A 13,532-nucleotide genomic window follows, 5' to 3' on the forward strand; every position below is an offset into this window, starting at 1 on the left:
CTCACCGCCGATCGAGGGCGTGGACGGCGGCGTCGATCGCGGGACCGACGCGAAAGGGATCGCCGTCGACGGCGATCAGGAACTCGGTGAGTATCCGCCACAACCCGTTTCGGCCGCCGAGCGGTCCGATCCGATCGGACAGGTCGAACACCGTCTGGTCGTGCGGATCGGAAGCCGCCGACTCGCGCAGCCGCTGGGCCGACGGACGCAGGAACGGCGAATAGGCCGCGTCGGTGTGCGTGTTCGGCGCGAGAAAGCCGTGAAACCCGTTGATCCACGGCAGCGGCGCCGAGGGGGCGGCGAGGGCGGCGAGCACTCGTCCCGCGCGATCGTCCGCCGACCGGGTGAGCACGAGGACGTCGCCGCCGACGATGCGCGGGCGCGGCCCGCCGGGGCCGACGCCGGGAAAGGCCGTCACGCCGACGATATCGGCGGGATTGCGGCCGGAATCCGCGACGGCCTTGCGCACGACCGGTTCGGCGAAATCGGGCGCGACCACCATCACCGCGCGCTTGCGCTCGAACACCTCCCGGACGGCATCGGAGAACTGCATGGTCAGCGCGGTGCCGACCCCGCCGGCGAACGCCTCGCTGTTCGCCGCCCACGATCCGAGCAGCGCGAGCGCGGCGCGCACCGCGTCCTTCTCCCAGGTCACCGCCCCGACGCGCCGGGCGAGCGCCGCATAGGTGTCCGGGTTCTGCGCGTAGAGCAGGTTCTCGAACAGATCGGTCAGCGCCCATCCGTCCGCCGCGGCCAGCGCGAGCAGCCGCTGATCCTTGCCCGCGAGGAATTCGATGCGGTCGAGCCAGTAGTCCAGTGTCCACAGCGCCGGGGTGCCGACCCCGGATTCGGCCGCCGACTGACGGTCGAACCAGACCATCGACTTGTCGGCCGCTTTGAACGGCACACCGTACGGGCGTTCGTCGTAGTAGAGCAGGTCCGCCCACACGTCCGAATAGTTCGGCTGCTGGGCCTCGTCGAGCCACAGCGATTCGGGCACATCGCGCAGCACGCCGAGCTCGGCCAAGTCGCGAACCCAGCCCGCCTGCGGCAGCATGACCAATTCCGGCGCCGACCGGCCGCCCGTCAACGCCGTCTCGATCTCGTCGCCGAGCGGGATCACGTCGACCGAGTGCGACAACCGCAGCGCGTCGAGCACCGTGCGGAACGCGACCAGCTCGGAACCGCTCCACGACACCGCGATCCGCACCGTGCCCGGCGTGCCGAGCACGCCCGCGCCGCAGCCCGCCAGCGGCGCGACCAACGCCATCTGCACCAGCGCCCTACGGGTCAGCATGTTCCCCCGGATGTCGGTTTGCACGCGAGCACTGCCGATTATCCGCCGGGCCGGGGTTTTTCGGCGGAACACGGCGAAAAGCACTGTGCCCCTGATTACTTGGGCAACTCTCGAGTCACGACCGCACGCCGAGAAAACCGGCCCGCCGCTCGACGATCGGAGCGGCGGGCCGGTGCGAAAGGGCTACTGCCGGTAGTTCTCCGGCGGCTGCCATGGGCGCCCGTGCGGGTCGTCCGGGCGGTGCGCCGGGGGCTGCTGAGCGGGCAACGACTCGCCGCCGGGTGGGATCACCTGCTGGTGCGGGGAGGGTTCCTGCGGACGGGGCAGCGGGGTGGGCGTCAACCCCTCGACGGGCTGGCGCGCACTGGCCTCCGCGGCCCGCACGGCGCGTTCGATGGTGGGATCCGGTGCGGTGTCGAACCAGTCGGCGACGTCGGAATCGTCTTCCACCTTCACCGCGGCCACCTCCTCGGCGGGCGGCTCGTAGCGGAACACGCCGTCCTCGCCCTGGGTACCGAAGCTCTTGGCGAAGCCCTCGAGCGCCTTCCCGAAATCGCTCGGCACCAGCCACACCTTGTTCGCGTCGCCGCGCGCCACCATCGGCAGTGTCTGCATGTACTGGTAAGCGAGCAGTTCCGGCGTCGGCTTGCCGGATTTGATTGCGGCGAAGACCTTTTCGATGGCCTTCGCCTGACCCTGCGCTTGCAGGTAGGCGGCGGCGCGCTCACCCTGGGCGCGCAGGATGCGGCTCTGCCGTTCGCCCTCGGCGCCCAGGATGGCGGACTGCTTGGCGCCCTCGGCGGAGAGGATCTGCGCCTGCTTGGCGCCCTCGGCCGTCTTGATCTGCGACTCCCGCGTGCCTTCCGCGGTGAGGATCATGGCGCGCTTCTCGCGGTCGGCCTTCATCTGCTTTTCCATCGACTCCTGGATCGACGGCGGCGGATCGATGGCCTTGAGCTCCACCCGCGCCACGCGCAGGCCCCAGCGGCCGGTGGCCTCGTCGAGCACTCCGCGCAGCTGGTTGTTGATCTGGTCGCGGGAGGTCAGCGTCTCCTCCAGCGTCATGCCGCCGACCACGTTGCGCAGCGTGGTGACGGTGAGCTGTTCGACGGCGGCGATGTAGTTGCTGATCTCGTAGACCGCGGACTGCGGGCTGGTGACCTGGAAGTAGACCACCGAGTCGATCTGCAGCGTCAGGTTGTCCTGGGTGATCACCGGCTGCGGCGGGAAGGACACCACGCGCTCGCGCAGGTCCACTTTGGCGCGGATCCGGTCGGCGAACGGCACCAGGAAGGTCAGCTGACCGGACACCGTCCGCGAGTACCGGCCGAGCCGTTCGATGACCGCCGCCTCGGCCTGCGGCACCAGGGCGATGGATTTGAACACCACCACCACGACCAGCAGGACGAGCACGGCGGCGACGATCAGTACAGCCATTACGGCCCCTTCCAGACGACGGCCGTCGCGCCGTCGATCTTCATGACGTACACGGTCACGCCCGGCTCGTACACCTCGTCCGGGTTCATCGGCCGCGCGGTCCACACCTCGCCGCCGAGCTTCACCCGGCCCGAATGAGCGGCGACTTCCTCCAGCACCAAGGCCGACTTCCCCGGCAGCGCATCGACATTCGTCGGAATCGGCGGCGGCGTGCCGAACCGGCGGCGCAGCATCGGCCGCACCCCGAGCAGCAGCACCGCGGTGATCACCGCGAAGACCACCGCGTCGACCACCAGCGAGGTGTCCGCCGCGGCGCTCACCCCGGCCGTGCCGAGGGCCGCGACGCCGATCATCAGCAGCGTGAGGTCCCCGGTGAGCATCTCTGCCGCCGCGAGCAGAATCCCCGCGACCAGCCAAGCTATTGCGGCCACGCACCCACTCTAACGGCGCTGTCGGCCGATGTCCGTCGAAAAACCCAGCCCAGCGCCGCCCGCCGCCGCACACCACGCCCTTCCACGGCGGAACACACTGCGTCGCGCCCGCGAAATCCGCGCGCCACCGGGTAGTTTCGGGCGGGTGGGTACGCGCGACAGGCACGGCGACATCTTCGCCGGACACGACAGGTCCAAGAAGAATCCGGCGCCGCGGGTGACCGCCGAACGCGACCTGGTGGTGGAGGACGCGGCCAGCGGATTCTGCGGCGCCGTGGTCGGATTCGACCGCAGCTACGACGGCGAGTTCGTGAAACTGGAGGACGCGCGCGGCGCGGTGCGGCTGTTCGCGATGCGAGAGGCCGCGTTCCTCATCGACGGACGGCCGGTCACCCTGGTACGTCCCACCGCGGCCGCGCCGCGGCAGCCGACCAGGTCGGCCTCGGGTTCCACCCGCGTGACCGGGCTGCGCGCCCAGGTCGCCAAGGCCAGCAGGATCTGGGTGGAGGGCGTGCACGACGCCGCGCTGGTGGAGCGGGTGTGGGGCCACGACCTGCGGGTCGAGGGCGTGGTGGTGGAGCACCTGGAGGGTCTGGACAACCTGGCCGAGCGGCTGACGGAGTTCGGGCCCGGACCAGGCCGCCGGGTCGGCGTGCTGGTCGACCACCTGGTCACCGGCTCCAAGGAAACCCAGCTCACCACCGGCCTCGGCCCGCACGTGCTGGTGACCGGGCATCCTTACATCGATGTCTGGCAGGCCGTCCGGCCCGCGGCGCTGCGCATCGAGGCCTGGCCGCAGGTGCCGCGCGGGGAGGATTGGAAGACGGGCGTGTGCCGTCGCCTCGGCTGGGGCACCCCGCAGGACGGGTGGCGGCGGGTCTACGACGCCGTCGAGTCCTTCCGCGATCTGGAGGCTCCCCTGATCGGCGCGGTCGAACGTCTGATCGACTTCGTCACCGAGCCGGAGTAGCAGGCAGACGCGACGAGCGCGAGCGGACGCGACGCCGTCCCTGGCCGCCCGATTCGGGAGTGCGTGCAGCTCACGAGGGTTGGTGCGCCGATGCCCGCCGGTAGCGCCAAGCGTTTATGCTCGATGATTATGTGCTCTCCTAGTGCCACGCTGACGGTCTGGGCCGGCTCATGGCTGGCCGGATGCAGCGCGCCCGACGACGTCTTGGAGGCGCTGCACGCGTGGGCGCCGCGGCACACCATCGCCGCGGGCGACCCGATGACCGGCGGTCGCACCGACCTGCCGTGGTCCTCGCGCAGCGCGCTACCCGGGTCCGGTCTCATGGCGCTGCTCAAGGTGATTCGCGAGGCGATGGCCCAGCCCGGCGCACAGCTGCGCCTGGTGCTTCCCGTTCCCGGCGACGTGCGCGGACTGCCGCCGGGCACCGTGTTCACCGCCGACGCGATGGACGCCGAGGAGGGCACGCTCGTCGGTGTGCCCGGCGCCGAGGGCATCGGGCTGATCCCCCAGTGGACGGACGACACCACCCTCCAGTGGACGCTCTACAGCACTCCCATCCCGCCCCCGCCCGGCCCCGACATGTCGCTCGGCGAGGCCGAGTACACCATGCGAGAAGCCGTCCGCGACGCCGCCGACGCGCTGATGCAACTGCACACCACCGCGGTCGGTTCCGTCGAATCCGATCCGCGCGAACTCATCGAGGCCGAGCTGGCCGACTACGCCAGGCACGAATACCCCGGCTCGATTCCGCTGCGCGCCAAGCGCATCCTCGACACCGCCGATCACGTCGCCGCGATTCTCACGGTGGCGCAACACGAACCGGCCTCCGCTCCGACCTCTGCCAGCGCCATCGGCGCGCAGGAGACGCTGCTGCGCCCGCTGTGGGACGCGATCCGCGCGGCCCGGCTCGTCGCGGTGCACGCCGCGGCTCGCGGCGAGCGCTAGCAGGCCGCCGCCGCGAGCCCGGCGCCGCGGTACGCGAATCAATCACCCTGACAGCCACTTTCGGCGCTCTCTCCGCTTTGTCGCGCGAACAGGCGTTTCGGCGATCCGCGCAGACGGTGCAGAAAGTTTGTTACCGCATCGAAAGAGAACTCCTCGCATTGCTGCTAACGTGGGCGAGTTGTCGAGTTCTGGACGCTTGGGTCGGGATGTGCTCGGATCGACGGCGATCGCAGGCCCGGATCGCCTGTCCGGCAAGGACTGCGCGGTGAACCTGGCGAACGACGGTGCACCCCACCAGAGTTCCGGTCCTCGGCGCGGAGCACATGTCCCTCGTCTGGAGTACCGTCTTTTGACCTCGTCACAGCCCGCGGTCACCGCGCCGCACGCTACCGCACCCGGAGTCTGCCCCGTCCAGCACGGATCCCCGATCGGGCCCGACGGCCCCAGGATCCCGCTGCACGGACCGGAATTCGCCGCCGACCCGCATGGCGCCTACGACGGCATGCGTCGCCAGTACGGTTCGGTGATCCCCATCGAGCTGGCGCCCGATGTGCCCGCGACGCTGATCATCGGGTACAGCACGGCGCTGCGCATCCTCAACGACCCCGACCATTTCCCCGCCGACCCGCGGACTTGGCAGAAGGACATTCCGGCCGACTGCCCCGTCAAACCGATGATGGAGTGGTACCCGAACGCGCTGCGCAACGCCGGGGCGGTGCACGCGCGCTATCGGCAGGCCTACGTCGCCAGTATCGACGGGATCGACCTGCACGCGCTACACGCGACCGTCGAGAAGATCGCCATCCCGCTGATCAACTCCTTCTGCGAGGCAGGCTCGGTCGACCTGGTCACCCAGTACGCCTTCCCGCTCGTCTTCGAGGTCCTCAACCAGATGGTCGGCTGCTCGGCCGAGCTCGGCCAGCGCGTGGCGACCGGTATGGCGATGCTCTTCGACACCGTCGAGGCCGCCCGCGGCATGGAGATGCTCAGCGCCGCGCTGCTGGAACTGATCGCGCTGCGGCGTGCCGAGCCCGGCGACGACGTCACCTCACGGCTGGCGCACCACCCGGCGAAGCTGGACGACGAGGAGATGCTCTGTCAGCTGATCAGCTTCTACGGTGCGGGGATCGAGCCGCAGCAGAACCTGATCACCAACACCCTGCTGCTGATGCTCACCGACGACCGGTTCGGCGGGCACGTCCTCGGCGGCAGCCTCTCGACCCGCGACGCGCTGGACGAGGTGCTGTTCAACGACCCGCCGATGGCGAACTTCTCCATCACCTACCCGCGCCAGCCGATCCTGATCGACAACACCTGGCTGCCCGCGCACCAACCGGTCCTCATCAGCCTCGCCGGATGCAACAACGACCCGGCCGTCCGCGGCGGCGACCGCACCGGGAACCGCTCGCATCTGGCGTGGGGCGGCGGACCGCACGCGTGCCCGGCCCGCTCGGTGGCCTACCTGGTGGTGCAGGACGCCATCGATCAGCTGCTCGACGCGCTACCCGAGCTGGAGCTGGCGGTGCCCGCCGCCGAATTGTCCTGGCGGCCAGGGCCGTTCCACCGCGCCATGGCGGCGCTACCGGTCGTCTTTTCCCCGTCCCCTCCGTTGCATCTCGGGTAAGGAGCCCACCGATGGAGTATGAACCGATCGTCCTCGACCTGACCGGCGCCGATATCCAGGGCGAGTCCGCGCGGATTCGCGAGCGCGGGCCTGCCGCGCTCGTGGAACTGCCCGGCGGCGTGCCCGCCTGGTCGGTGACCGACGCCGCCGTGCTCAAGAGCCTGCTGGCCGATCCCCGAGTGTCCAAGGACGCGCGCCAGCACTGGTCGGCGTTCATCAACGGCGAGATCACCGAGGCGTGGCCGCTGCATCCCTGGGTGGCCGTGGACAACATGTTCACCGCCTACGGAGCCGACCACCGCCGCCTGCGCAAGCTAGTCGCCCCCGCGTTCACCCATCGGCGCACCGCGGCGCTGCGACCGCGCATCGAGGAGATCACCACGCAGCTGCTCGACGCCCTCGCCGCCACGACGCCCGGCGAATCGGCCGATCTGCGTGAGGGTTTCGCCTACCCGGTGCCGATCCAGGTCATCACCGAGCTGCTCGGGGTGCCCGAATTCCTCGGCCCGGGGCTGCGCAAGTGCGTGGACGGGTTCTTCGACACCTCGCTCGGTCCAGAAGAAGGAGTGGCCAACTACCTGGAGATGTACGGGCTCGTCAGCGAGCTCGTCGCCTACCGGCGCGACAACCCCGGCGACGACGTCACCAGCGTGCTGATCGCCACCCGCGACGAGGACGGCTCCCAACTGGCCGAGAAGGAGCTCGTCGACACCCTGATGCTGGTGATCAACGCCGGGCACGAGACCACGGTCAACCTGCTCGACCAGGCCATCTTCGCGCTGCTCACGCATCAGGGCCAGCGCGCCGACGTGGTCGAGGGCCGGGTGCCGTGGTCGGACGTGGTCGAGGAGTCGCTGCGCCACGAGTCGCCCGTCGCGCACCTGCCGCTGCGCTACGCGGTGGAGGACATCGAGATCGGCGACATCCGCATCCCGAAGGGCGAGGCGATCCTGGCGTCCTACGCCGCCGCGAGCCGCGACCCGAAGGTGCACGGCGCGACCACGAACGAGTTCGACGTGCACCGCGCGAACAAAGAGCACGTCGCCTTCGGCTACGGCGCCCACCACTGCCTCGGCGCTCCCCTGGCCCGGCTGGAGGCCGAGATCGCACTGCCCGCGATCTTCCGGCGGTTCCCGGCCATGCGGCTGGCCGTCGACCCGTCGGAGTTGCTGCCGGTCGGCAGCTTCGTCTCCAACGGGCACCGCACGCTGCCGGTGTATCTGGATGCGGTGCAGTAGGTTTCGATCGCGCTCGGGTGGGGTCCGTCCACCCGAGCGCCCGGCCTTCGCGGCCCGGCCCGTCCGCCACACGCGGTAGGCGTCGAAATGGGTTGCCGGACCGGCACGTTCACCGCAATCGCGCGCGGTGCTGCGGTCAGTAGTGCGGCGGGTACTGCTGCTGCGGATACTGCTGCGGGTAGGGCTGCTGCGGATAGGGCGGCGGATACTGCGGCTGCTGCGGGTAGGGCACGTGCTGGTACTGCTGCTGCGCGTACGGGGCCTGGCCGTAAGGCTGCTGGCCGTACTGCTGCTGCGGATACTGCTGCTGTTGCGGATACTGCTGGTGCGGCGGCAGCTGGTGCGGCGGAGGGGTTTCGGAGCTCTTCTTGTTGAAGTACCGAATCACCAGGACGAGCACGACGATCACCACGATCGCGAGGATGATCCACATGACGTATTCGGAGACTTCGACATCGGCGCCGCCTCCGCCGCTGCTCCCACCGCCTCCGCCGCGCCGGGCTTCATAGGAATCCAGCGCCGTCGTCCAGACGGCGCCGTCCGCCAGCAGATCGGCACTGGATAGCAGCTCGAGATACATCGAAAGGGCCTCCCCGGCACGAGTTACGGTCGGCCCTCCTCCCGAAGGCCGGCCCCGATGCTATCGCAGGCCATGGCGCCCGACGCAACCGGTGCGCTCGTAGCGACGACGCCCCGATCACGCTCGCGTCCAGGCAATGACGAATGCGGCTCGCGCACCGTCGTGGCACAGCGGCCCGGGATCGAGGCTCAGCCCCGCCCAGGCCGTCCGCCGCGGGCCGGTGCGCAGCAGCCGACGGCGCACGGCTCTCCGTCGCGGGTGCAGCCGTAACCCGGCACAGCGCCGAGCCGCCGCGGTTCGACACCGCCGATGCGCTCGCCGACCAGCTCGATCACCAGCCGCGCGAATCGCGGGTCGGTGCCGGGCGTGGCGGCGCGGGCGAAGGCCATCCCGAGTTCGGCCGCCTTGTCCTTGGCTTCGTTGTCCAGATCCCAGATGACCTCGAGGTGGTCCGACACGAAACCGACGGGACAGATCACCACGGCCCGCACGCCCTTCCCGGACAGCACGTCGAGGTGGTCCACGACGTCGGGCTCCAGCCACGGCATCTGCGGCGGACCGGAGCGCGACTGCCAGACCACGTCGTAATCGTCGAATCCGGTGGCGGCCGCGCACAATCGGGCCGCCTCGGCGACCTGGCGGCTGTACAGCCCGCCGCCGTCCGCGGGCGGGCCCGCGGTGGCGTCGGCGGACACCGGGATGGAGTGGGCGGTGAACACCAGACGAACATCGTCGCGGCGCTCCGCGGGCAGTTCGGCCACGGCGGCGCGGATCGCGTCGGCGAACGCCTCGATCAGCAGCGGGTGGTCGAAGTACTGCCGCAGCTTCACCAGTTCCGGTGCGCCGTCGCCGAAAGCCGTTCGCGCCCTGGCGATGTCCTCGTGGTATTGCAGGCAGCCGGAATAGCCGCCCCACGCCGAGGTGGGAAACACCAGGGCGGTGCGGACACCGTCGGCGGCCATGCGCGCGACGGTGTCCTCCACCAGGGGATGCCAGTTGCGGTTGCCGAAATACACCGGCAATTCCAAACCCGCGGCGGCCGATTCGCGCTCCACCGCCGCGATGATGTCGCGGTTGAGCGCGTTGATCGGGGATACCCCGCCGAAGTGCAGGTAGTGCTGCGCGACCTCTTCCAGGCGTTCGCGCGGCACCCCGCGGCCCCGAGTGACGTTCTCCAGGAACGGCATCACGTCCTCGGGGCGCTCCGGCCCGCCGAAGGACAGCAGCAGCAGTGCGTCGACGGCCGGTGCCACGGCATCTCCTCCGTTACGAACTCAGTTGTCCGACCAGTTCTCCGGGAACCAGGTGTTGTGGCTGGCGCCGCCGTCGACGTAGATGATCGAGCCGGTGGTGCCGGGCAGCCAATCCGAGAGCAACGCGACGATCGACTTGGCGACCACGGTCGGGTCGTCGACGTCCCAGCCGATCGGCGAGGCGCCATCCCAGTAGGTGTTGAGCTGGTTCAGCTTGGCGGCGTCGTCGGTGGCGGTGCCCGCGATGGCCTTGGCGGCCAGGGTCTTGATCGGGCCCGCGGCGATCAGGTTGGAGCGGATCCGCTTGGCGACGCCGACCTCGCGGGCGACGTAGCGGTTGACCGACTCCAGCGCCGCCTTGGCCACGCCCATCCAGTTGTAGTACGGCATGGCGGTGCGCGGATCGAAGTCCATGCCGACGATGGATCCGCCCTCGTTCATGACGGGCAGCACCGCGCGGGCCAGCGAGGCGTAGCTCCACGCCGAGATCTCGAACGCCTTGGCGGCGTCGGGGCCGGGACCGTCCAGGAACGGACGGGCCTCGGGACCCATCAGCGTGCGCGGCGCGAAGGCGATCGAGTGCAGCACGCCGTCGACGCCCTCCGGCGCCAGCTCGCGCACCTTGTCGGCCAGCGCGGCCAGATCCTCTTCGTTGGTGACATCGAGCCCGATGGCGGGCGGGATCTCCTGGGGCAGCCGCTTGCCGATCCGGTCGATCAGCCGCAGCCGCTCCGGAATGCCGGTGATGATGACCTTGGCGCCCTGCTCCTGCGCGACCGCGGCCGCGTGGAACGCGATCGACGCGTCGGTGATGATGCCGGTGACCAGGATGGTCTTGCCTTCGAGCAATCCGCCCATGAGTTCTCGGTTCTCCTGAAGTTGAAAGTCGAGTGTGTCGCCCGTCGCCTGCGAGACATCGTCCCGCCGCGCGACGCCGCGGTGTTCGGGGCGCGCGCCCGGAACGAAAGTACTAGTGGCCCATGCCCATGCCGCCGTCGACCGGGATGACCGCGCCGTTGATGTAGGAAGCGTCGTCGGAGGCGAGGAAGCTGATCGCGGCGGCGACCTCCTCCGGCTGGCCGGGACGGCCCGCGGGCACGCCGTACTTCAGGACCACCTCGCGCATCTCCTCGGTGACTTCCTCGCGCGTCATGTCGGTCTCGATGAAGCCAGGGGCGACCACGTTGGCGGTGATGTTGCGGGAACCGATCTCGCGGGTGATCGAACGCGCCATACCGATCAGGCCCGACTTGGACGCCGCGTAGTTGACCTGGCCGGGACCGCCGCCGAGGCCGACCACCGAGCCGAGGAAGATGATCCGGCCGAACTTCGCCCGCAGCATGGCGCGGTTGGCGCGCTTGGCGCAGCGCCACGCGCCGGTCAGGTTGGCGTCGAGAACACGGGTGAACTGGTCTTCGCTCATCCGCATCAGCAGGGTGTTCTCGACGATGCCCGCGTTGGCCACCAGCACCTCGACGGGGCCCTGGTGGGCCTCGACCTCGGCGAACGCCCGGTCCACCGACTCGGTGTCGGTCACATCGCACTTCACGCCGAACAGTCCATCCGGCGCCCCCGACCCACGATGAGTGACGGCCACCTTGTGGCCGTCGGAGGCCAGACGCTGTGCGACCGCGAGTCCGATGCCGCGGTTACCACCGGTCACCAGGACCGACCGGGATGTGATGTTCGACATAAGCATCAACCTATCTGTTCGGGTTCGTGCACCGAGCCCCGGGCACCGCACCCTGTGCGATGCCACAGCGAGCGCGGCGTTACGGCAGGCGTTGACGATAGAGCAATCCGGTCACGATGCCTGCGGCGACGACCAGCATGCCGAGCAGCAGCCACGGCCTGCTCGCGTCGCCACGCGTCGTCTCGTAACCGATCTGCTCTTCGAGAGTGTCGTAGACGGCGGTGAGTTCCTCCAGGCTGGAGGCGGTGTAGAACTCGCCGCCGGACAGCTGGGCGATCTCTTGCAACGAGTCGTTGTCGACGGGCACCTTGACCCGCTGCGCGCCCTGCCCGTCCTGATCCGGGATCTCCACCGAACCCCATTCGGTGCCGAAGGAGATCGTCGACACCGGAATGCCCTTGTTCTTGGCCAAGCGAGCGGCGGTGAAGGCGTGCCTCGGGTTGTCCACGTCCTTGTCGTCGGGCACGGTCTGCTTACCGTCCGACATCAGCACGACGCGCGCCGGCGGCGGGGTCTCCGCTCCACCGAGCACGGTGGCCAGGGTGTCGATGGACTGGAGCGCGGTCAGGATGCCTTCACCGGTCGCGGTGCGTTCGGCGAGCTTGATGTTGTCGATGGCGGCCTTGACCGACTCACGGTTCGTCGTCGGCGACACCATCACCGAGGCGGTGCCCGCGAAGGTGACGAAACCGAGGTTGATGCCCTGGGTCAGCCCGTCGACGAACGCCTTGCCCGCCTCCTGGGCGACTTGGAGCCTGCTCGGCGGCACGTCGGTGGCTTCCATGGACAGCGAAACGTCCATCACCAGAACGACTGTCGCGCGGTTGCGCGGCACCTTCTTGACCGCCGTCGGACCGGCAGCGGCGACGGTCAGGAACATCAGGCCGACCAGCATCAGCGCGATCGGCACGTGCCGCATCGGACTCGGCCGCGCGGGCGCGACCTTCTCCAGCAGCTCCATATTGGTGAAGCGCAGCATCTGGCGGTGCCTGCTGCGCTGCACCAGCACGTAGCCGAGCGCGATCAACACGACGATCGCCAGGAAACCGAGCCAGATCAGTGCGGTGAAATGCGAAATACTCACTGGCGCGGCACCCGCCCGGTCGGGGCGCCGAAGCTGTGACGCCGGGTGGATACGAACCGGACCACGTCGGCGATCCAGTCCCGGTCGGTCTGCAGGGTCAGCACAGGCGCGCCGCAGCTGCGCAGCGCCTGCTCGACCTGCTCGCGGTGCCGCTGCGCGGCGGCCGCGAAATCGCTACGGAGCGTGGGGGTCACGCTGAACTCGCGGGTGCGGCCGGTCTCCGGGTCGTGCAGCACGACATCGCCCACATCGGGCAGCTCCAGATCCCGCGGGTCGAGTACCTCGACCGCGAGCAGATCGTGGCGCGCGGAGATGGCGCGCAGCGAACGCTGCCAATCGATCTCGCCGAGGAAGTCGCTGATGATCACCGCCAGACCGCGTTTGCGTTGCGGGCGGCGCAGCGACTCGATGGCGCCGCGCAGATCGCCGCGCACTCCGTCGCGGGCGTGCGGGGTGGTGGCCACGCCGCGCAGCAGCGACTGGGCGTGAATTCGCCCGCTGCGCGCGGGAATTCGCACCAGTTGCTCGCCCGTGGCGACGACCGCGCCGATCCGGTTGCCGCCGCCGCTGGTGAGGTGGGTGATCGCCGCGGCGGCCGCGATGGCCAGATCGCGTTTCTGGCAGGCCGCCGTGCCGAAGTCGAGACTGGCCGAGAGGTCGACGACCATCCAGGTCTCCAGCTCGCGATCGGCGATCATCTGCCGCACGTGCGGATGCGTGGTGCGGGCGGTGACCGACCAATCCATCTGGCGCACATCGTCACCCGGCTGATACATCCGGGATTCGCCGGGCTCGGAGCCAGGGCCGGGAATGAGGCCGAGGTGGTCGCCGTGCAGCACGCCGTCCAGCCGCCTGCGCACGGTGAGTTCCAGGGTTCTCAGCGCCGCCGAGAGCCGCGGGTCGGTCAGCTCTCCGGCTCGGAACGACGGCGGTGCGTGCGATGACGTTGTCACTCGGGAACCCTCGGGCGCGGCCGACGC

Annotated in this window: 13 protein-coding genes; 4 read left to right on the forward strand and 9 right to left on the reverse strand. The window is 69.7% G+C overall.

From position 1 onward, the window contains the following. Window position 1: 1 nt before the first annotated feature. The 3 genes from ACRWNM_RS17985 to ACRWNM_RS17995 all read right to left on the reverse strand — a co-directional run bounded on the left by ACRWNM_RS17985 (window position 2) and on the right by ACRWNM_RS17995 (window position 3,165). Window positions 2-1,297: an ABC transporter substrate-binding protein gene (locus tag ACRWNM_RS17985; RefSeq protein ID WP_431968896.1), complete on the reverse strand. Its 1,296-nt coding sequence runs from the start codon at window positions 1,295-1,297 to the stop codon at window positions 2-4. A gap of 183 nt (window positions 1,298-1,480) precedes the next feature. Next, window positions 1,481-2,734, reverse strand: coding sequence for an SPFH domain-containing protein (locus tag ACRWNM_RS17990; RefSeq protein ID WP_431968898.1), 1,254 nt, complete (start codon window positions 2,732-2,734; stop codon window positions 1,481-1,483). After that, window positions 2,734-3,165, reverse strand: a complete 432-nt coding sequence (locus tag ACRWNM_RS17995) for an NfeD family protein (protein ID WP_431968900.1) — start codon at window positions 3,163-3,165, stop codon at window positions 2,734-2,736. The genes ACRWNM_RS17990 and ACRWNM_RS17995 overlap by 1 nt, the downstream gene beginning before the upstream one ends. A gap of 145 nt (window positions 3,166-3,310) precedes the next feature. Between ACRWNM_RS17995 and ACRWNM_RS18000 the strand changes: the two genes are divergently transcribed. The 4 genes from ACRWNM_RS18000 (at window position 3,311) to ACRWNM_RS18015 (ending at window position 7,942) form a co-directional block, all read left to right on the forward strand. Beyond that, on the forward strand, window positions 3,311-4,135 hold the full coding sequence (locus ACRWNM_RS18000) for a DUF3097 domain-containing protein (protein WP_431968902.1): 825 nt from the start codon (window positions 3,311-3,313) through the stop codon (window positions 4,133-4,135). Between the two features lie 129 nt (window positions 4,136-4,264). Further along, entirely contained in the window at window positions 4,265-5,080 is an 816-nt protein-coding gene (locus ACRWNM_RS18005) for a hypothetical protein (protein ID WP_431968904.1), read from the forward strand. A 349-nt stretch (window positions 5,081-5,429) separates the two neighbouring features. Continuing rightward, the gene (locus ACRWNM_RS18010) at window positions 5,430-6,704 is read left to right on the forward strand and encodes a cytochrome P450 (RefSeq protein WP_431968906.1); all 1,275 of its coding nucleotides are present in this window, start codon (window positions 5,430-5,432) and stop codon (window positions 6,702-6,704) included. A gap of 11 nt (window positions 6,705-6,715) precedes the next feature. After that, window positions 6,716-7,942, forward strand: a complete 1,227-nt coding sequence (locus ACRWNM_RS18015) for a cytochrome P450 family protein (RefSeq protein WP_431968908.1) — start codon at window positions 6,716-6,718, stop codon at window positions 7,940-7,942. Window positions 7,943-8,078: 136 nt separating this feature from the next. On the opposite strand, the gene ACRWNM_RS18020 is transcribed toward ACRWNM_RS18015, so the two are convergent. The 6 genes from ACRWNM_RS18020 to ACRWNM_RS18045 form a co-directional block, all read right to left on the reverse strand. Continuing rightward, window positions 8,079-8,522 carry a hypothetical protein gene (locus tag ACRWNM_RS18020; protein ID WP_431968910.1) on the reverse strand — a complete coding sequence of 148 codons (444 nt, stop codon included), beginning with the start codon at window positions 8,520-8,522 and terminating at the stop codon, window positions 8,079-8,081. 188 nt (window positions 8,523-8,710) lie between these two features. Continuing rightward, entirely contained in the window at window positions 8,711-9,775 is a 1,065-nt protein-coding gene (locus ACRWNM_RS18025) for a ferrochelatase (protein ID WP_431968912.1), read from the reverse strand. A gap of 21 nt (window positions 9,776-9,796) precedes the next feature. Beyond that, window positions 9,797-10,633 carry an NADH-dependent enoyl-ACP reductase InhA gene (gene inhA / locus ACRWNM_RS18030; protein WP_431968914.1) on the reverse strand — a complete coding sequence of 279 codons (837 nt, stop codon included), beginning with the start codon at window positions 10,631-10,633 and terminating at the stop codon, window positions 9,797-9,799. 112 nt (window positions 10,634-10,745) lie between these two features. Continuing rightward, entirely contained in the window at window positions 10,746-11,468 is a 723-nt protein-coding gene (fabG1, locus tag ACRWNM_RS18035) for a 3-oxoacyl-ACP reductase FabG1 (protein ID WP_431968916.1), read from the reverse strand. A gap of 79 nt (window positions 11,469-11,547) precedes the next feature. Continuing rightward, window positions 11,548-12,552 carry a VWA domain-containing protein gene (locus ACRWNM_RS18040; RefSeq protein ID WP_431968918.1) on the reverse strand — a complete coding sequence of 335 codons (1,005 nt, stop codon included), beginning with the start codon at window positions 12,550-12,552 and terminating at the stop codon, window positions 11,548-11,550. Then, window positions 12,549-13,505 carry a DUF58 domain-containing protein gene (locus ACRWNM_RS18045; RefSeq protein ID WP_431968920.1) on the reverse strand — a complete coding sequence of 319 codons (957 nt, stop codon included), beginning with the start codon at window positions 13,503-13,505 and terminating at the stop codon, window positions 12,549-12,551. Before ACRWNM_RS18045 ends, ACRWNM_RS18040 begins: the two co-directional genes overlap by 4 nt. Between the last annotated feature and the right edge of the window lie 27 nt (window positions 13,506-13,532).

This window comes from Nocardia sp. bgisy134 (assembly GCF_965341865.1).
Classification (GTDB): Bacteria; Actinomycetota; Actinomycetes; order Mycobacteriales; family Mycobacteriaceae; genus Nocardia.

Bases quoted from the DNA above. Each gene is read 5' to 3' on its own strand.
- ACRWNM_RS17985 (WP_431968896.1), bottom strand. From the start codon at position 1,297: ATGCTGACCCGTAGGGCGCTGGTGCAGATGGCGTTGGTCGCGCCGCTG.
- ACRWNM_RS17990 (WP_431968898.1), bottom strand. From the start codon at position 2,734: ATGGCTGTACTGATCGTCGCCGCCGTGCTCGTCCTGCTGGTCGTGGTG.
- ACRWNM_RS18005 (WP_431968904.1), top strand. From the start codon at position 4,265: ATGTGCTCTCCTAGTGCCACGCTGACGGTCTGGGCCGGCTCATGGCTG.
- ACRWNM_RS18015 (WP_431968908.1), top strand. From the start codon at position 6,716: ATGGAGTATGAACCGATCGTCCTCGACCTGACCGGCGCCGATATCCAG.
- ACRWNM_RS18020 (WP_431968910.1), bottom strand. From the start codon at position 8,522: ATGTATCTCGAGCTGCTATCCAGTGCCGATCTGCTGGCGGACGGCGCC.
- inhA (WP_431968914.1), bottom strand. From the start codon at position 10,633: ATGGGCGGATTGCTCGAAGGCAAGACCATCCTGGTCACCGGCATCATC.
- fabG1 (WP_431968916.1), bottom strand. From the start codon at position 11,468: ATGTCGAACATCACATCCCGGTCGGTCCTGGTGACCGGTGGTAACCGC.